15 protein-coding genes and 1 riboswitch are annotated in these 17960 nt (G+C 71.8%); of the genes, 7 read left to right on the top strand and 8 right to left on the bottom strand.

From position 1 onward, the window contains the following. Positions 1–90 precede the first annotated feature (90 nt). Positions 91–777, top strand: coding sequence for a hypothetical protein (locus tag ACIBF5_RS20420; protein ID WP_396813814.1), 687 nt, complete (start codon positions 91–93; stop codon positions 775–777). Positions 778–810: 33 nt separating this feature from the next. Here ACIBF5_RS20420 and ACIBF5_RS20415 read toward each other — a convergent pair whose 3' ends face one another. From ACIBF5_RS20415 to ACIBF5_RS20405, 3 genes are all read right to left on the bottom strand, one after another. Continuing rightward, positions 811–1353, bottom strand: a complete 543-nt coding sequence (locus tag ACIBF5_RS20415) for a MarR family winged helix-turn-helix transcriptional regulator (RefSeq protein ID WP_396813813.1) — start codon at positions 1351–1353, stop codon at positions 811–813. Between the two features lie 214 nt (positions 1354–1567). After that, positions 1568–2578 carry a coiled-coil domain-containing protein gene (locus ACIBF5_RS20410; RefSeq protein ID WP_396813811.1) on the bottom strand — a complete coding sequence of 337 codons (1011 nt, stop codon included), beginning with the start codon at positions 2576–2578 and terminating at the stop codon, positions 1568–1570. A gap of 3 nt (positions 2579–2581) precedes the next feature. Next, a riboswitch (cyclic di-AMP (ydaO/yuaA leader) is annotated at positions 2582–2713 on the bottom strand. Positions 2714–2889: 176 nt separating this feature from the next. Next, positions 2890–3765 carry a copper resistance protein CopC gene (locus tag ACIBF5_RS20405; RefSeq protein WP_396813809.1) on the bottom strand — a complete coding sequence of 292 codons (876 nt, stop codon included), beginning with the start codon at positions 3763–3765 and terminating at the stop codon, positions 2890–2892. 88 nt (positions 3766–3853) lie between these two features. Here ACIBF5_RS20405 and ACIBF5_RS20400 point away from each other — a divergent pair, with 88 nt between their 5' ends. The 5 genes from ACIBF5_RS20400 (at position 3854) to ACIBF5_RS20380 (ending at position 9286) form a co-directional block, all read left to right on the top strand. Next, complete coding sequence (locus ACIBF5_RS20400) at positions 3854–4222, top strand: hypothetical protein (protein WP_396813807.1); 369 nt, start codon at positions 3854–3856, stop codon at positions 4220–4222. Between the two features lie 19 nt (positions 4223–4241). Then, positions 4242–5591, top strand: coding sequence for a hypothetical protein (locus ACIBF5_RS20395; RefSeq protein ID WP_396813805.1), 1350 nt, complete (start codon positions 4242–4244; stop codon positions 5589–5591). A gap of 107 nt (positions 5592–5698) precedes the next feature. After that, complete coding sequence (locus ACIBF5_RS20390) at positions 5699–6613, top strand: cation diffusion facilitator family transporter (RefSeq protein WP_396813804.1); 915 nt, start codon at positions 5699–5701, stop codon at positions 6611–6613. 76 nt (positions 6614–6689) lie between these two features. Further along, positions 6690–7289, top strand: coding sequence for a copper resistance protein CopC (locus tag ACIBF5_RS20385; protein ID WP_396813802.1), 600 nt, complete (start codon positions 6690–6692; stop codon positions 7287–7289). Then, entirely contained in the window at positions 7286–9286 is a 2001-nt protein-coding gene (locus ACIBF5_RS20380) for a cytochrome c oxidase assembly protein (RefSeq protein WP_396813800.1), read from the top strand. The genes ACIBF5_RS20385 and ACIBF5_RS20380 overlap by 4 nt, the downstream gene beginning before the upstream one ends. Before the next feature lie 19 nt (positions 9287–9305). Here the strand turns inward: ACIBF5_RS20380 and ACIBF5_RS20375 are convergent, their stop codons facing one another. The 4 genes from ACIBF5_RS20375 to ACIBF5_RS20360 all read right to left on the bottom strand — a co-directional run bounded on the left by ACIBF5_RS20375 (position 9306) and on the right by ACIBF5_RS20360 (position 13634). After that, positions 9306–10190, bottom strand: coding sequence for a YcnI family protein (locus ACIBF5_RS20375; protein WP_396813798.1), 885 nt, complete (start codon positions 10188–10190; stop codon positions 9306–9308). Positions 10191–10257: 67 nt separating this feature from the next. Beyond that, the gene (locus ACIBF5_RS20370) at positions 10258–10932 is read right to left on the bottom strand and encodes a response regulator (protein ID WP_396813796.1); all 675 of its coding nucleotides are present in this window, start codon (positions 10930–10932) and stop codon (positions 10258–10260) included. After that, the gene (locus ACIBF5_RS20365) at positions 10920–12224 is read right to left on the bottom strand and encodes a sensor histidine kinase (protein WP_396813795.1); all 1305 of its coding nucleotides are present in this window, start codon (positions 12222–12224) and stop codon (positions 10920–10922) included. The genes ACIBF5_RS20370 and ACIBF5_RS20365 overlap by 13 nt, the downstream gene beginning before the upstream one ends. A gap of 222 nt (positions 12225–12446) precedes the next feature. Next, positions 12447–13634, bottom strand: a complete 1188-nt coding sequence (locus ACIBF5_RS20360; protein WP_396813793.1) for a glycosyltransferase — start codon at positions 13632–13634, stop codon at positions 12447–12449. A gap of 211 nt (positions 13635–13845) precedes the next feature. On the opposite strand from ACIBF5_RS20360, the gene ACIBF5_RS20355 reads away from it, so the two are divergent. After that, positions 13846–17025: a BTAD domain-containing putative transcriptional regulator gene (locus tag ACIBF5_RS20355; protein WP_396813792.1), complete on the top strand. Its 3180-nt coding sequence runs from the start codon at positions 13846–13848 to the stop codon at positions 17023–17025. Here the strand turns inward: ACIBF5_RS20355 and ACIBF5_RS20350 are convergent. Further along, positions 17022–17910 (bottom strand): IS5 family transposase gene (locus tag ACIBF5_RS20350; protein ID WP_396813962.1). Its coding sequence is split into 2 segments (ribosomal slippage): positions 17022–17574 and positions 17573–17910, totalling 891 coding nucleotides; the frame shifts between segments, so codons are not numbered across the junction. The genes ACIBF5_RS20355 and ACIBF5_RS20350 overlap by 4 nt on opposite strands. Positions 17911–17960: the final 50 nt, after the last annotated feature.

The raw sequence follows: 17960 nt of genomic DNA, 5'->3' as shown, positions 1-17960 counted from the left end.
TTCGGGGTAGCAGGACAGGTGGGCGGATTTCCCATGCCGCCCGTCCCGGCGGGGGTACGAACCCCGTCGCCCCGACTCGGAGGAGGATCGATGCGTACATCGGCGATAGCGACGGTCGCGACGCTGGCCGGGCTCGGCCTGGCGGTAGCCGGCTGTGGCGAGGGGTCGGTGGTGGGTATGGCCACCCCGAGCCCGAGCGTCGCTACGGGCAGCGCGGCACCGACCGGCAGTGCGGGTGCGTCCCCGCCGTCCGCCGGTCCGGTGGCGACCTGTGTCACCGGTGACTGGCGGACCACCTCCGCCGCCGGGCAGACCGGCGGAGCCCTGGCCAGCGCGAGCATCAGCGGCGGGGACGGCGTCCTGGTGAAGGTCGGTCCGACCGGTGTGGCGACGGTGGACTTCGCCGGGATGCGTCCGGTGACCTTCAACGCGCAGCTCGGCGATGCCAAGGTCGCCGGCCGGTTCAGCTACGCGGGGCAGGCCAACGGCACGGTGAGCACCGGGGGGCCCGGCGGCACGTCCGGCGACTGGGCTCCGATCCCACCGCTGCGGTGGGGCGACACCCGGGTCACCGTCGAGCTGACCGAGCCGGCGCCGGCGAAGCTCTTCGACAACGTCCGGATTGCCGAGTACGTCGGCGACGGCGCCACCCGTAGCGCCGACGTGGTCGACATCCAGCCGCTGCTCGGTGCCGGGCGTTACCAGTGCGGCGGGAACACGCTGACCCTGACCCCGAAGGACGCGGGCGGCCTGACCTGGGTGCTCAACCGCGCCTGACCGGTGCCCCGGCTGTCCCCGGCCGGGTCCGGGCTAGGCGTCTTGCGAGGCGGCGTCGGTTGGGCAGTCGGCCGGCTCCGCGTCGCACGGCTCGGCCTTTGCCGGGGGGCAGGGGTCCTGGTGGAAACCGGCGCGCACCTTGTCCGAGATCTCGGCGAGTACGTCCAACTGCTCCGGGGTCAGCACGTCGATCACCCAGCGTCGGACGTTCGCGACGTGTTTGGGCGCCGCCGAGATGATGGCCTCCCGGCCGGCCTCGGTGATCCGGATGAACGCGCCCCGTGGGTCGGTCAAGCAGGGTTCCCGCTCGACCAGCCCGCGCCGGGCCATCCGCCCCAGGTGGTGGGTCAACCGGGTCTTCTCCCACTCCAGGTGCCCCCGAAGTTGGAAGATCCGTAGCCGCCCCTCGGGCGCTTCGCTGAGGTGGACCAGGACGGCGTAGTCGGTCTCGGAGAGGCCGGCGTCGGCGAGTAGTTGGCGGCCGAGCCGGTTGTGCAGCTCCATCTGCATGGTGATGAACGAACGCCAGGCACGCTGCTCCCGCTCATCGAGCCATCGGTCCCTGGTCGTTGCCACGCGACCATGGTACTGGCCAGGATGACGTGTCATCTTGGCTCGCTGGCGGCGGAATCAGCCCGGCCGTCGGGTAAGTCCGGTACTCACCCGTCGGCCCATTGGCGCTGATCGCTGGGTTTTCGGTGACCGCCGTCACCGGCGAAACGGCTCAGGCCCCCGTCCCCAGCCTGCTGGCTGGGCGGGGGCCTGGTGTCGTGCGTCGACCGAGGTGGGATCAGAGCATGGACATGTGTACGTGGTCGGTGTGGTCACTCTCACCGCTGTACGACTGCCAGCCGGTCGCCGGGAACCAGATCTGCCTGTACCAGATCACGTAGAGGATGCCGAGGCGATCCGCGTTACGGACCAGGAACGCGGTCAGGTTGTTGCCGTACAACCTCTGCGCGTTGGTGCTCGCGGGGGCGAAGCCGCTCTTGAGCAGCGACCAGTCGCAGGCCCGGCCCTTGGGGTGCTCGAACGGCCCGCCGTTGCGGTGACAGCCGACGAAGAGGTTGAAGCCGGCCTTCTTCACCTCGTTGTACGCGTGCAGCGTGCGTGGGGTGATGCAGCCGCTGGTGGTCGGGTCGTCCTTGTTGCACGACTCCTTCGGCCAACCACCGCTGGCCGTACGCGGTGCCGGCGCGGCCACCGCGGAGGTGGCGCTGACCATGCCGTTGGTGAGCTTCTTGCCGCCGACCAGGGCGAACGCCTTCTCGGCGTCCGACTTCTGTCGGCTGATCACGGCCTGCTGCTTCTCCTGCTCCTTGACCTCGGCATCGGCCAGGGCCTTGGCACGGTCGGCCAGTTCGCGGGCGGCGTTGAGCTCGTGGAGTTTCTGGTCGTTGACCGTGTTCATCTCGTCGAGCGCGACCGCCCGTTGGAGGAACGAGTCCGGTGACGCGCTGTTGAGCAGTGCCGAGACCGCGCCGAGTTTTCCGGTCCGGTAGGTACGGGTGGCGATCTCGGTGACCTGTGGGGTCAGTTCCTCGATCTGGGCCTCGGCCTTCTGGAGTTCGGCGGCGAGGACCCCCTGGCGCTTCTTCGACGCGTCGAGCGCGGCCTTGGCGTCGAGAAAGCGGCGGCCGGTCTGCTCCAGGACCTCGCTCAGCAACTGGCCGTCGGATTCGGCTGGCGCCGTTGGCGTGGCAGGCGCGGCCTGCGCCGAGGCGGTGAACGGGGCCACCATGAGCACGGTGGTGGCCAGAGCCAGGGCAGGGGTGAACCATCGGCGGAGGGGTGCCGTCATGCAGGATCCTTCCGTTGGTCGCCGACCGGGTTAGCTGACGGGTTCGGGATGGAAGTGATCCCTACCGCTTTCGCGGATTCACCCCGGGTACTCGGTTCCCCGGTTCGTCCATGGACGATTAGGCGACGGTCCCGCCGGCACCGGTTGGCGCCGTTTGGCGTTGACCGCGAAGAATCGTACCGCGTACATCGACCCCTTGTGCACGCCCCGACCCGTATGAAAAGCGTTATGAGGCAACGACTTTCGGTTATCACCCGTGTATTCCATAGCGGTGCGCACCGCGGGTAATGACGGTGTCGGGGATTGTCGTGTCAGCGGTTGCCGCCGCGTTTGCGGGACGGCTGCGTGTTCCGTGCCGACTGATTGGCGACTGACTTTCGCGCTGCCGCCGCTCGTCGGGCGGCGGCGGAGGTGGCCGGACGACGGCGGTTCGCCGGACCGGTGTTGATTCGCGCACCCCGTTTCGGCCGAATCACCAGGAAGACCATTGCCGCCACCGCGACCAGCAACAACACCGGCAGCAACCAGACCGTCACTCCACTGTCGCCGGTGGCGCCACTGGCGTTGTCGGTGGGTGGCGGGGCCGGCGCGGTGGTGTGGGTGCTGGTGGTGCTGCCGGGGTTCGCCGAGGATGGTGGATCCGGGTTCTCGGCGGCAGCCAGCAGCGCCGGGTCGGCCGCGTTGGTCGGCGGGGTCCAGCCCTGCGGCGCGGCGGTGGGCGTACCGGAGTAGGTGAACTTCACCGTGCCACGTACGGGTTCCCGGTCCGAGGCGACGGAGAGGTAGCTCGCGGTGTACTCGCCCTTCTCCGGCCAGTGCGCCACCTGCACCAACGCGGCGTAGCCGGTGTGGTACAGACGTGGCTCCCACTTCCCGTTGACCAGGAAGAGTTCGGTCACCGGGCGGTCGAGTCGTTTCTCCGGGCCGGGTCGCCAACCGGCGTCGACCCGTACGCCGCTCGGCGCGGTCACGGTGAAGTACGCGTTCGTCGCGGGCGCCTCGGTGAAGTAGAGCTCCAGCGTCTGCTTCGGTTGGGAGACAGTGGCACCGGCGACCGGGTCGGAGATCGCCAGTTGCCCATGCGCGGAGGCCGGAGACCCGGCCACGACGAGCGCGACCGCGGCGCCGAGAGCGACGGCGAGCAGGCGGCATGCCGCGTGGACGGTAACCATCCGGGTCGATCGCATCGGCCCATCATGGTGGCTTCCGCTGTGCCCGGCAAGACGCTACAGTCGCTTCCCAACGTCTCGGACCGGCCTGTCAGGGGAGATGTCGATGTTGCCCTCTATCGGCCGCCGCCGTGCGCTGGTCGCGCTGACCGGTGTGATCCTGCTGACCGTCGCCGGCTGTGGGTCGAGCGAGGCGCCGGCGGACCCGGGTGCTCCGGTCGAGGTGGCCATCACCATCACCGGAGGGCGGTCCCAGCCGCAACCGGGCCGGGTGGACGCGAAGAAGAACCAGCAGGTCAGGATCACCGTCACCAGCGATGTCGCGGACCGGGTGCATGTGCACGGGTACGAGGTCGGCGCGGACCTGAGGGCCGGGCAGCCGGCCACGGTCGAGTTCGTGGCCGACATGGACGGTCTGTTCGAGGTCGAGACGCACGAGACCGGGCTGCTGCTGTTCCAGCTCCTGGTCCGATGAGCGATCCTGCCCTGTCCCGATGAGCGAGCCTTCCCCCGGTACGTTCCCCGAGCTGCTCGCGCACGGTGTCGGCGGTCGGCAGGACCTGCCCATCCCGTTCGGCTTCGCGGTGACCGGAGCCGCGCTCGCCCTGGTCATCTCGTTCGTCGTACTCGGCGCGTTCTGGCGGGAGCCGAGGCTGGGTGACCCGGAGGCGGGACGGCCGCTGCCCGAGCGGGTCGGCCGGGTGGTCGACTCGGCCGGGTGGCGGTGGGCGCTGCGCCTGCTGGGCCTGGTGGTGGTCGGCTACTTCGGCGTCGGGCTCTTCCTCGGTCCCGACGTCGACCGCAATCCGACGGCGGGGGCGTTCTACGTCCTGTTCTGGGTCGGCCTGGTTCCCCTGTCGCTGCTCTTCGGGTCGGTCTGGCGGGCGCTGAACCCGCTGCGTACGGGCTATCTGCTGGTGGCGGCGGCGGTGCGCCGCGATCCGCGCCGGGGACTGCTGCCGTTGCCGGCGCGACTCGGCTACTGGCCGGCCGCGCTGGGCCTACTCGCCTTCGTCTGGCTCGAACTCGTCGCCCCGGACCGGGCCACCGTGCCGGTCATCCGGACCTGGGTGGTCGCGTACGCGATCGTCGTGCTGGTCGGCGCGGTCCTGTTCGGCGTCGACTTCTTCGACCGGGGTGACGCCTTCGAGGTCTACAGCGACCTGGTGGGGCGACTCGCGGTGGTCGGCCGTCGGGACGACGGAACGTTGGTCTGGCGCAACCCGTTGGAGGGGATGAGCGCGTTGCCGCCCGCTCCCGGGTTTGTCGCCGTTGTGGTGGTCCTGCTCGGTTCGACGTTGTTCGACAGCCTCTCCAACGCGCCCGCCTGGTTCCGGTTGGCGCAGAACAGCGAGTTGCCGCCGGTGTTCACCAACACCGTCGGGATGCTCGCGCTGATTGGGCTGGTGCTGGCCGCGTACGGCCTGACCTGCCTGCTCGCGGCGCGGCTGGCGCCGTCGGTGCGACCGGGTGAGGTCGCGGCCGAGATCGCCCACTGCATTGTGCCGATCGCGGTCGGTTACGTGCTCGCGCACTATTACTCGCTGCTGGTGCTGGAGGGGCAGCGGACCGTGGCGCTCCTCTCTGATCCACTGGTCACCGGTACGGCGAACTGGCTCGGGACCGCGCACTGGTCGATCAGCGCCGCCCTGGTCACCCCGGCCGGGGTGGCGACGTTGCAGGTGACCCTGATCGTGCTCGGGCACCTGATCGGCACCGTACTCAGTCACGATCGGGCGTTGGTGCTCTTTCCCGGCCGGGCGGCGGTTGCCGCGCAGGTGCCGCTGTTGGTGTTGATGGTTGGTTACACCGTCGCCGGGCTGTTGCTGCTCTTCGCCGGTTAGTTCCGGTTACTCTGTGGTGCCTACCGGTCACCCGATTTGCCTTTGACTTGCACACATAGCGATGTACGCATACTTTGGGCGAAGGTGGCGACGACGAGGGGGCGACCATGGGCGCGGGTCACGACCACGGCGGACATGTACGACGAGCCGGCGAACGACACCGCCGACCCCTCTGGGCAGCGCTCGCGGTGCTCACCGTCTTCATGATCGTCGAGGCGGTCGCGGCCTGGCTGACCGGATCGTTGGCCCTGCTCTCCGACGCCGGTCACATGTTCACCGACGTACTCGGCATCGGCATGGCGCTGGCCGCGATCACCGCCGCCAGTCGGGCCGCCCGACACACCCAACGGACCTTCGGGCTCTACCGGCTGGAAGTGCTCGCGGCCCTCGCCAACGCCGTACTCCTCTCCGGGGTCGCGATCGCGGTGCTGGTCGAGGCGGTCCGCCGGTTCGGTGACCCGCCCGAGGTCGCCGCCGGGCCGATGCTGCTGGTCGCCGTCGGCGGGCTGGTCGCGAACATCGTCGCGTTCCTGCTGCTGCGCGAGGGCGCGCAAGAAAGCCTGAACGTCCGTGGCGCCTACCTGGAGGTGCTCGGCGACCTGCTCGGCTCGGTCGGCGTGATCGTCGCCGCGACCGTCATCGCCCTCACCGGCTGGCTCTACGCCGACCTGGTCGTCGCGGTCGCTGTCGGCCTGTTCATCCTGCCGCGCACCTGGCAACTCGCCCACGCCGCGATCCGGGTGCTGGTCCAGGCCGCGCCGGCGCACGTCGACGTGGCCCGGGTACGCGACAGCCTCGCCGGTGTCGCCGGCGTCTGCGACGTACACGACCTGCACGTGTGGACACTGACCTCCGGCATGGACGTCGCCTCCGCCCACCTCAGCCTCGACCCCGGGGCCGACGTCGGCCAGGTCCTCGCCGCCGCCCGCGAACGGCTGCACGAGGGCTTCGGCATCGACCACGCCACCCTCCAGGTCGAACCGCTCGCCTCCGCCCGGTTGTGCCAGGACAGTCACTGGTGATCGGATGGGAACCATCCGGCCCGTCGATACGACTATCCCTGGGGCTGTTTGCCATCGCCGTTGGGAGTTGAGCTGGATGCGAGTGTTCCGCCCGCTGGCCGTTCTCGCCGTCACCTGCGCCGTCGGGCTGCTGGCCGCGCCGGCACCCGCCTGGGCCCACAACGAACTCCGGGCCAGCAACCCGGCCAAGGGCGCCCGGCTCGCCACCGCACCCGTCGAGGTGACGCTCGACTTCGCCGAACGGCTCGACCCCCGGTTCACCACCGTCGCCGTCACCGACGCCGCCGGCAAGGCGGTCACCTCCGGCAAGCCGAAGGTCGAGGGGGTACGCGCCGTCCAGCCACTGAACCAACCACTCGACCCGGGCGACTACACGGTGGCGTACCGGGTGGTGTCGGTCGACGGACACCCCGTACGCGGCTCGCACACCTTCACCGTCACCGCGCCACCGACCACCGCCCCGCCGACCGCACCCCCCACGCAGCCCGTGCCATCGCCCACGGCGACGACCACCAACGCAGCCGCCACCACGGCGGCCGAGCCCGAGGCGCTCGTCGGCGACGAACAGGACGGCGGCGGGAACATCCTGCCGGGACTGCTGCTCGGCGGCGTCGCCGTGCTGGCGATCGGCACCGGGATCCTGCTGGTCCGACAGCGCCGGACCCGCGAGCCGTGAGCCGACCGCCACGGCCACCCGCGAGTACCGGCCAGCCGACCACCAGCGCAGTCGCGCCGGGCACGTTGCCCCGGGCCGCCGCCGGCCTGCTCGCCGCCGTCGGGGTGCTGGCGTTGATGCTCTGGTACGGCGGCGCGACCCGCAGGGAAAGCCTGCCCGGCCTCGCCGACTCCGGGCCGGTCACCGGCTGGGCGCTGCCCATTGCCCGGCTCGGCATGCAGGTCGGTGCCGTGGTCACGATCGGCCTGTTGATCGCCGCGCTGCTCTTCTCGGCCCGCGCCGCCGGAGGCGGACTCTCCGGGACCGGTTACCGACGGGTGCGGGCCGCCGCCTGGTCCGCGCTCGGCTGGTGCCTGGCCAGCGTCGCCGCCCTCTGCCTGACCCTCTCCGACATACTCGGGATGCCGATCGGCGAGGCGGTGTCGTTCACCACCGTGGTCAACTTCGCCACCACCGTCCAACTGGGACAGGCACTCGCCCTCTCCGGTTGGCTCGCCGGGGCGGTCTTCCTGGTCTGCCGGGCCGCGTTGACACCCCGGACCGCCGGCATCGCGCTGCTGCTCGCCGTACTCGCGATGGTGCCGCCCATCTTCACCGGCCACGCCGCCGCAGCGAGCAACCACCAACTCGCCGTCTCCGGCCTGCTGCTGCACGTCGTACCCGTGGCGGTCTGGGCCGGGGGACTACTCGCCCTGGCACTGACCGGCCGCGCCGCCACCGACCAACTCACCATCGCGGTACGCCGGTTCTCCCCACTCGCCGCCGCCTGCCTGCTCCTGGTCGCCGGCTCCGGAGTGGTCTCGGCGTACGTCCGGCTCCCGGGACTCGGCGCGCTGCTCGACACCCGGTACGGCCAGCTCGTCCTGCTCAAGACCGCGCTGCTCGGCACGCTCGCCGCCGCCGGCTGGTGGCAGCGGCGGGCCGCGTTGCCCGCCCTGGCCGGCGGCGACCGGAGCCGGTTCGTCCGGGTCGCCACGGTGGAGATCCTGCTCTTCGCCGCCGCGATGGGCACCGCGGTCGCCCTGTCCCGGACCCCGGCACCGGTGCCGGCCGGGCCGGAGGAGAGCATCGCGGCGGCCCTGCTCGGTTACCCGATCCCGGCGGCCCCGGACGCCGGGCGGTTGCTCGGCGACTGGCTGCCCGAACCGATCGTCATCGCCGCCGCGCTCGGCGCCGCATGGCTCTATCTCGGCGCGGTCACCCGGCTCCGGAGGCGTGCCGAGCGTTGGCCGGCGGCGCGTACGGCCACTTTCCTCGCCGGCTGCGTGGTGCTCGTCCTCGCCACCTCCAGCGGACTGGCCCGGTACGCGCCGCTGCTGTTCAGCGCGCACCTGATCCAGCACCTGCTGCTGACCCTGGTCGTACCGCTGCTGATGGTGCTCGCCGCCCCGCTCACCCTGGCGCTACGGGCGCTTCCCGCGACCACCGACCCGAGTTGGCCGGGCGTACGCGACCGGCTGCGGTCGGCCGGGTCGTCGCGTTTCTGGCTGTTGCTGACCCGGCCACCGGTGGCGGCCCTGCTGCTTGCCAGTGCCGCCCCGCTGCTCTACCTCACCGGCCTGTACGACCTGACCCTGCGCTCGCACGCCGCGCACCTGGTCATGATCGGTTACCTGGTGGCGGCGGGTGGGCTCTTCTGCTGGGTGGTACTCGGTCTCGACCCGGTGCCGCGACCCGCCGGGCGACCGGCCCGGCTGCTCGGCGTGCTGCTGCTGGTGCTGACGCAGGTCGTGCTCGGCCTGGGGCTCGCCGGTTCGAGCACCCTGTTGGCCGGTGACTGGTTCACCGCCCTGGCCCGCCCCTGGGGTGAGCCACCGCTGGTCGACCAGCAGACCGCCGGTCAGATCCTCTGGTCGCTCGGCAACCTGCCGCCGCTGGTCATCCTCGGCCTGCTCCATCTCCGTCGTCGCGGCCCCGACCCGTCGGTCGGCAGTCCGGTCAGCGGTCCGGAAGCAGCGGTGCCGGAACAGGCGGCGGAGCCGTCCGGCTGGCACTGACCCACCCGCCGGGCCGTGGTCAGGAGCGGAGGCGCCAACGGCTTCTTCCGGCCGGCTCCGCGTTGCCGGCCGGCTCCGCGTTGCCGGCCGGCTCCGCGTTGCCGGCCTGGTCCGCGTTGCCGGCCTGGTCCGCGTCCGCGGCCGTCGCTGGTTCGGCGGGCGGGGTGGGGGTGGCCGACTGGCGGAGGCGGGCGACGGCCGCGCCGCCGAGTGCGGCGGCCACCAGCAGGATCAGCAACAGTCCGACCCGCAACACGTTCGAGAAGCCGTCGGTCGCCGGTTCGCCCTCGCCCGCCACCTCGGAGTTCCCCGCCTCGTCCCCGGCGGGTGCCACGGCGGCCGGCGGGAGCAGGGCGACCACCGGTGCCGGGCCGGTCCCGGCCGTGGTCGCTCCGCCAGCCCCGCTCCACCGCACCTGCGTGCCGTCCGAATAGGTCTGCGTCAGGTCGAAGACGAGGCGCTCGGCCTCGGGCATCGGCCCCAGCGACACCACCAGTTCGGCGACGCCACCCGCAGCGGACGGTGGCGCCGTACGGACCCAGGTGACCATCGAGGTCACCTCCGTCACCGCACCATGGTGAATCCCGGTGAGCGCCTGGTCGAGCGGACGGGTGGTGGTGCTCGGGCCCCAGTCCGGGACGGACATCGGATACACCTCGGCGATCGGCGTCGACTCCGGCAACCGCAGCTCGACCCTGCTGGTGTACGCCCCCGCGCGCTCGTCCGGCACCCGGAAGGTGAGCTTGGCGGCGTCACCCCGGTACGCCTGCGCCGGTGCCACGGTCACATCCGCGCCTGCCGGGGCGGCGAACGCCAACCCGCCGACGAGTACGCCGCCCGCCAGGGCACCAGCCAGTGCGGTGCGTACCGTGCGGACGCCTCGGACCCGTACCGACCTGTTCACCGGCGACCTCCTTCGACCCGTACCCCGTGCACCTACCCTGGTAGTTCGGACCGGAGGCCGGAAAGGTTCAATCGGTCGACGATCCGACGCCGCTGCCGAGGTAGGCGAGGACCGCCAGCACCCGACGGTTGGTGTCCTCGGTCGGGGGCAGGTCCAGTTTGGCGAGGATGCTGCCGACGTGTTTGCCCACCGCCGCCTCGGAGACGACCAGCGCCCGCGCGATCGAGGCATTCGAGCGACCCTCGGCGATCAGGGCGAGCACGTCCCGTTCCCGTACCGAGAGCCGGGCCAGCGGGTCGCGTCGGCGACGCAGGAGGTGCCGTACCACCTCGGGGTCGACCACGGTGCCGCCAGCCACCACCTGGTGCAGGACGGCGGCGAACTCGGCAACGTCGACCACCCGGTCCTTCAGCAGGTAGCCGACCCGTTGACCGTCGCCGGAGTCGAGCAACTCGGCGGCGTAGCCCGGCCGGACGTACTGGCTGAGCACCACCACGGCCAGTTCCGGTCGGTCGTGGCGCAGCCGCACCGCCGCCCGCAACCCCTCGTCGGTGAAGTCGGGCGGCATCCGTACGTCGGTCACCACCAGGTCCGGCTGCTGCTCGCCCACCGCGGCGACGAGCGCGTCGGCGTCACCGACCGCCGCCGCCACCGTGAACCCGAAGCGGTCCAGGAGCCCGACCAGCCCTTCGCGCAGCAGCACACCGTCCTCGGCGAGCACCACCCTGGTCACCGGGGACACGGTAGCTCCACCTGGAGCAGGGTCGGGCCGCCGGACGGGCTGGAGAGCAGCATCCGGCCACCGACCGCCGCCAGCCGGTCGGCCAGCCCGGTCAGGCCGGTGCCGTGCGCCGGGTCGGCCCCGCCGTGACCGTCGTCGCTGATCCGTACGGTGAGCTGGCCGTCCTGTCGATCCAGGTCCACCCGTACGCCGGTGGCGGCACTGTGCCGGGCGGCGTTGGTGAGCGCCTCGGCCACGACGAAGTACGCCGCCGCCTCCAGATGTCCCGGCAGCCGTCCGGAGAGGTCGCCCTGGACGGTCACCGGGATCGGGCAGCGGTCGGCGAGTTCGGCCACGGCCGCCGGCAGCCCACGTTCGGTGAGGATCTGCGGGTGGATCCCGTGGATGATCTCCCGAAGCTCGGCCATCGCCTGTTTGGCCTGCTCGTGCGCGGTGGCGAGGGGGGCGACGGCGGGTGAGTCGGCGGGCAGGTCGAGCCGGGCCAGACCGAGTTGCAGGGTCAGGCTGACCAGTCGTTGCTGGGCCCCGTCGTGCAGGTCGCGCTCGATCCGACGACGTTCGGACTCGAACGAGTCGACCAGCCGGGCCCGCGAGTGCGCCACCTCGACCAGTTCGGCCCGAAGCCGTTCGTCTCCGCCCCGGTGCAGCAGCAGCCGGGCGACCGCGCCGTGCGCGCCGGCCAGGAGCGCGAGTAGGTACGGCACCACCGGCAACAGAAGCAGACCGATGAGGGAGCACCAGCGCGCGGAGGCGGCGGAGTCGATCGTGAACCGGCCGATCGCGAACGGGCCGCCGCCGTCGGCCACCAGGAAGGGGGCGGCCAGGAGTGTCAGGATCAGCAGGGGTACGAAGAGCACCGCGCCGTACAGCAGGGGTGCCGCCGTGGCCAGGAGGAACGTGTAGCCGACCTCGCGCCAGGTGGCCGCCTCCGTGTAGCGGGTACGCAGCCAGGGCCAGGGGCCGGGTTCGCGGAGTTGGACGTGGCCCGATTCGACGGGCCTGGTGTCGATCAGCCGCAGTCGGCGTCGTTCCAGTGCGGCCACCGGTAGCCCGATCAGTGGCCCGCAGACGGTGATCAGCACCGCTCCGACCAGGGTGCCGAACAGCACGACCCCCAGCCGGTTCTCGATCGGCTGGAACCCTCCACTGGTGAGCCGGTGAAGTGCGAACAGCCATGGCATGCCGAGGATCAGGCAGGGCACGCCGACAGCGGCGACAACCAGTGCTGTGGTGAGCAGATAGCCGAGTGATCGCCATGGCCAGACGCCGATCAGGAACCGTCGGTGTCGCATCGATTCCAGTGGGGTCGTGGGACCGTTTTCCATGTGGTTCCGGGATTCGTCGGTGAGCACGCTTCGACGCTAATCGTGGGTGTACCACGGAGCTATCGGTCTGCCGCTAGACCTGGGGTATACCTGGCTATACCCCTGGTCGTGGTGGTGCCCGATCGGGTGGGCCGATCGTCGACCGATTCTGGTCGCCCCGCCGCATTCCATAACGGCCGGCGATATGTGTCAGTCGTGCCACGGCGGGCGTTGTCGGGTGGCGATCCGTTCCAGGAGTGGCACCGCCTGCTCCGGTCCGGGAAGGGCGGCGAGTTCGTCGCGGAGCCGCCGCGACGCCTGCCGGTATCCGGGGTCGGCCAGCACCTCGGTGACCGTACGGGCGGCATCCTCCGGGGTGACGGTCAGCGCCTCCAGCACCCGGCCCGCGCCGAGTGCCGCGCAGCGGGCGGCGTTGGCCGGTTGGTCGGCTCCCATCGGGACGAGGACCATCGGCAGGCCGTGGACGAGTGCCCCCATCACGCTGCCCGAGCCGCCGTGCGAGACGACCAGGTCGCAGCCGGGAAGAACCATTCCCTGGTCGACGTAGCGCTCGACTCGTACGTGCTCCGGTTGTGGTCCGAACTCCGCCGGATCGATCTGTCGTCCGACGGTGACGAGCAGATTGACGTCCAGTTCGCGCAGGCCGTTGATGAGACGGGGAAACAGGTCGCCGGACTCCACATTGAACTCCGTGCCGAGGGTCAGGTAGACGTTCGGTCGGCTGCCCGTGTGCCACCACGGCGTCTGGTCGCCGGTCGCCGAGGGTGTGGCGGAGCGGAGCGAGTGGGCCGTCGCCGGCAGCGGAAAGTCAGGGTCGCGGAAGCTGGGCGGAAAGGGGGAGAGGACCAGGTGGCGACCGGGCATGGCGAACTCCGGGTCCGGTGGCAGGCCGTACGTTGCGCGCAGCTCGTCCAGCGGTTCGGCGACCAGTGCCGGCCGGACCAGTGAGCCGGCGGCGAGGACCAGGACGGTCGCGTACGGCAGGCCGAGGTGTTGCGCCGCGACCATGCCGCCGAACTCCATCTCGTCGAAGACCAGCAGGTCGGGCCGCCAGCCGGGGATGAGGTCGACCATCCGGGCGGACCGTTCGCGGGCGGCCCGAACGGCGAAGTTCTCCCGTACCTCGCGGTCGATCTGCGCCGGGTCGATCGGCTGCAACGGAGGACGGTCGGCGGTGACGCCCGGCCCGGCCGCAGCCTGGGGGTCGGTGGCGCGGTGGGTGGCGAGGGCGGTGAAGCCCTGTGCCTCGACCCTGGGCGCCATCGTCGGGGAGCAGGCGAAGGCGACGGTGTGGCCGGCCACTTCGGCGGCGCGGGCGATCGGTACGAGCGGGATGAGGTGACCGCTGCTGCCGACGAAGCTGAAGAGCATGCGCATCCCGCTGACCCTCGGCGATCCGTACGCCGGAATCAACCGGTATTCCGGGTCGCCTCGTCACGGGTGCAAGAAGCGGAAGGGCTCGGAGCCGGGTCGACCGCTGCGCCGGCGCACCCGGTCACCACCCGGCTGACGGGCGTCACCACCCGGCTGACGGGCAAATGACCAGTGGCCCCGAACGAGGGCGCGGCGGGTGGGGGATGCTGGGTCGGTGCAGATCACCATCCTTGGCCCGCTCGCCGTCGACGGCCGACCGGTCCGAGGTGAGCGTCTCGCGGCGGTGGTCCGCGCGCTGGTCGACGCGCGCGGGCGGGCGGTCTCCGCGACCCTGCTCGTGGACGCCGTCTGGGACGGGTCACCGCCGGACGACGCGACCGGCGCCGTCCAGGCGCTCATGTCCCGGGTGCGCCGCCTCGGGCTCCCCGTGGTCGCCGTACCCGGGGGATACCGGCTGCCCGCCGACGAGGTCACCATCGACGCCGTCGAGGCCAGGGCACTCGTCGAGCAGGCTCGCGGCGTACTCCGGTGCGGTGACGTCGTCGCCGCCCGCCGCTTCGCCGACCAGGCCCGTGCCCTCTTCCCCGAGGTCCCGGAGTTCGTCACCGCCGAGGAGACCCGCCTGTTCGCGGACCTCGCCGCGGTACGCGCCCAGGCGGCCCTCGGCGGCGCCGGGCCGTACGACGAGGCCGACCTGCGACGGCTCGCCGCGCACACACCACCCGACGAGCCGTCCGCCGCGCTCCTCGTCCGGGTGCTCGCAGCCCAGGGCCGTGACGCCGAGGCACTGGAGGTGATCGAGCGGCTCCGCACCGAGCTGGCCGACCGGTACGGCACCGACCCGTCACCCGTGATCACGCAGGTCCACCTGGCATTGCTCCGGGGCGAACTCACCGTCCCGGCGGTCGCGACGGCGCCCCGGCAGCCGGCACGGATCGCCCTGCCCGCCGGCTGGCGCCGCCCGGTGACCGCCCTCGTCGGTCGGGAGCGGGACGTCGAAGCCGTGAGTGCGGCGCTGACCGAGGCGCCGCTGGTGACAATCGTCGCCACCGGTGGCGCCGGCAAGACCCGCCTCGCCGCCGAGGTGACCCGGCGTGCGGCGGCCGGGCGGACGGTACGGGTCGTCGAACTCGCCGGGCTGCGCTCACCCGACGAGGTGCTGCCCACGGTGCTCGCCGCGCTCGGCGGTGCGGACACCTCGGCGACCGGTGGCAACCTGGGCCTCGAACGGCGGGTGCTCAGCCCCGAGGAACGGTTGCGCGCCGTCTCGCCGGATCTCGACGGGCTGGTGGTGCTGGACAACTGCGAGCACGTCCTTGAGGCCGTGGCCACCGTCGTCGCGGACCTGCTCGCGGTGACGTCACCGGAGGTTGCCGTGCTCGCGACGAGCCGGGCCCCGCTCGGCCTGGCCGGCGAGCGGGTGCACCGGCTGACCGCGCTGCCCGACGCCGACGCGCTCGGCCTGGTCGAGTCCCGGGCGCGGGCCGGTGGCGCGGTGCCGACCTGGGACACCGTACGCGTGCTGGAACTCTGCCACCGGCTCGACAACCTGCCGCTGGCGCTCGAACTGGCCGCCGCCCGGCTGCGGCACATGCCGATCGACGACGTACTCGCCGGTCTGACCGACCGGTTCGCGTTGCTCGACGACGCGCTGCGGGGGCTGCCCGAGCGGCACGCGAGCCTCTGGGCGATGGTCGACTGGAGCCGGGAACTGCTCGCCCCCGACGACCGTGAACTGCTCCAGCGCCTCGCCGTCATTCCGGCGCCGTTCACCGCGGAGCTCGCCGCCGAGGTCGCCCACACCCCGGACGTACGGCGCGGACTCGCGACCCTGGTCGAGCAGTCCCTGCTGACCCTGGTCGAGGGGGACGGCCCGCCCCGGTACCGGATGCTGGAGACCGTCCGCGAGTACGGCGAGGCCCGTCTCGACGCCTCCGGTGACCGTGATCCGGCGATGGCCGGACTACTCGGGTGGGCTCGGGAGCAGGCTGTCGCGCTCGCCGAGCGGCTCGTCGGCCCCGGCCAGCTCGACGCGTTCGCGCGCTGCGCGGCTGAACAGGACAACCTGCTCGCCGCGCTGCGCTGGGCGATCCAGCAGGACGACGAGCCGGCCGAGGTTGACGTCGCCAGCGTGCTGTTCCACTTCTGGTCGGTGCGGGGGCTGCACCTGGAGGTCATCGGGTGGGCGCGGGGTCTGCTCTGGGTCGACGAGCCGGACCGGCGGCGGCGTTCGGCGATCGGGGCTGGTCGGGCCGCCGGGCGGCCGTTGCCCGACGCCGACCGGCTCGCCTGGATGTGTCTGGTGATCGGGGTCAACGCCGGCATCAGCGGCTCGCTCCGACTCGCCGTACTCTCCCGGCGGGTGCTGCGCACGCTGCTCGTGGAGCGGCCCGGTGAGCTGTCGCCGAGGCAGACCGTGCTCGCGTCGGCGTTGCCCAGCTTCGACGCGTTCGATCCGGACGAGAGCATGAAGGGCGCCGACGAGATGGTCGCGCACCCGGACCCGTACGTGCAGGGGCTCGGCTTCTTCGCCCGTGCGGCGGTACGGGAGAACGGCGGCATGCCGGAGGCTTCGGTCGTCGACGCGGAGTTGGCGTACCACCGCTTCGGGGTCGCCGGTGACCACTGGGGCATGGCGATGGCGGCGCAGGCGGTCGGGCACTCGATCACCCCACGGGGGGACGTCCGGGCCACCGAGTGGCTGGCGCGCAGCGTCCGCCACATGGACCTGGTCGGCGCGGCCCAGGACGCCCGGTCGGTCCGGGTGCTGCTGGACGTGCAACTGGCCCTGACCGGTGACCCGGAGGCGGAGCGGCGGCTGCGGGAGACCGCGGCACCGGGGCAGGCGGCCGAGGAGTTCGACGCCGCGCAGGCAAGCCTCGGGCTGGCCCACCTCGCCTGGCAGCGGGAGCGGTACGACGAGGTCCTCGCGTACGCCGACGCGGTGACCCGGGTGGTGGCCGGGTCCACCCGCCCGCAGCCGCAGCCGCGCGTCGTGTTCCGGGTCGCGGTCTCGGTGCTCCACCTCCGGGTGGCGTCGGTACGCCCCGGGTCAGGCGACGACGCGGACGCGCACGCGACCGCGTTGCTGACGCTCGCCCGCGACGAGGCGATGTCCTCGAAGGACCTGCCGGTGATCGGGGCGTGGGCGCTCGGCGGTGCCGAACTCGCGGCCCACCGGGGTGATGTCCCGACCACGCTGGAGCTGTGGGCGCTCGGCACCCGGATCGGCACCAACATCGGGTTGCTGCTCCCGCCGGGGGAGAGCGAACGGCTCACCGCCGCCCTCGGGGACGAGGAGCGGCGTGAGCCGTTGGTGGCCGCCCTGCGCGCCCAGTCGGCGACCTCGGTCGCCGCGCGCATCCAGCAGGTGATGGACGACCTGCTCGGCTAGGCCGTGTCCTGTAGGTCGGTGCGCAGCCACAACATGATGGCGGCGATGATGATCTCCGATCGGTAGTAAGCCGCGCGCTTCGCGTAGCGGGTAGCCAGAGCGCGGAACTGCTTGAGCCGGTTGAAGCAGCGCTCGACGACGTTGCGGTCGGCGTACACTTTCGGGTCGAAAAGTGGTGGCCGGCCCCCATGGGAACCCTTCGCCTGACGGCGGGCGATCTGGTCGCTCTTCTCCGGACAGGTGAACGCGACCCCGCGCTTCCGCATCGCCGCCCGGGTCGAGGGATGGGAATAGGCCTTGTCGGCCAGCACCCGCTCGGGTCGTTTCCTGGGCCGGCCAGGCCCGTCACGGCCCACCGAGACCTGATCGAGCAACGCCAACAACTGCGGGTTGTCCCCGGCCTGGCCCGGAGTCAGGATCACCGACATCGGCAACCCACGCCCGTCGACCGCGAGATGAATCTTGCTGGTCAGCCCGCCGCGGGACCGTCCGAGGGCTTCGCCGTCGACGGCGAGGTCCTCGACCCACCCGGTCGCGCAGCCCCCTTTTCCGGGCCCCCGCGCTGTGCTGGTGGGCCCGGACCGAGGTCGAGTCGACACTGAAGGTCCACTCCACGTTTCCGACGGAGTCGTCCTTGACGATCACCTCGTCGAGGACACGTTCCCAGGTGCCGTCGGCTGTCCAGATCCGAAGCCGTTCATGCGCGGTCTTCCACGGCCCGTAACGCTCGGGCATATCCCGCCACGGAGCACCGGTACGCAGCTTCCACAGGATCGCGTTGATCACCTGCCGGTGATCACGCCACCGACGACCCCGACCCGCCACCGGAGGAAGCAACGGCTCGATCCTCGCCCACGCCTTGTCAGTCAGCTCACCCCGCCCCACCACCTGAACATGATCAACGATCCCAGGTCAAAACCCATACAGGACACGCC

Origin of the sequence: Micromonospora sp. NPDC050417 (assembly GCF_044458865.1) — a bacterium.
Lineage (GTDB): Bacteria > Actinomycetota > Actinomycetes > Mycobacteriales > Micromonosporaceae > Micromonospora_G.
This window is presented reverse-complemented; position numbering and strand designations above follow the sequence as displayed.

Bases quoted from the DNA above. Each gene is read 5' to 3' on its own strand.
- ACIBF5_RS20420 (WP_396813814.1), top strand. From the start codon at position 91: ATGCGTACATCGGCGATAGCGACGGTCGCGACGCTGGCCGGGCTCGGC.
- ACIBF5_RS20410 (WP_396813811.1), bottom strand. From the start codon at position 2,578: ATGACGGCACCCCTCCGCCGATGGTTCACCCCTGCCCTGGCTCTGGCC.
- ACIBF5_RS20405 (WP_396813809.1), bottom strand. From the start codon at position 3,765: ATGCGATCGACCCGGATGGTTACCGTCCACGCGGCATGCCGCCTGCTC.
- ACIBF5_RS20400 (WP_396813807.1), top strand. From the start codon at position 3,854: ATGTTGCCCTCTATCGGCCGCCGCCGTGCGCTGGTCGCGCTGACCGGT.
- ACIBF5_RS20395 (WP_396813805.1), top strand. From the start codon at position 4,242: ATGAGCGAGCCTTCCCCCGGTACGTTCCCCGAGCTGCTCGCGCACGGT.
- ACIBF5_RS20390 (WP_396813804.1), top strand. From the start codon at position 5,699: ATGGGCGCGGGTCACGACCACGGCGGACATGTACGACGAGCCGGCGAA.
- ACIBF5_RS20385 (WP_396813802.1), top strand. From the start codon at position 6,690: ATGCGAGTGTTCCGCCCGCTGGCCGTTCTCGCCGTCACCTGCGCCGTC.
- ACIBF5_RS20365 (WP_396813795.1), bottom strand. From the start codon at position 12,224: ATGCGACACCGACGGTTCCTGATCGGCGTCTGGCCATGGCGATCACTC.
- ACIBF5_RS20360 (WP_396813793.1), bottom strand. From the start codon at position 13,634: ATGCGCATGCTCTTCAGCTTCGTCGGCAGCAGCGGTCACCTCATCCCG.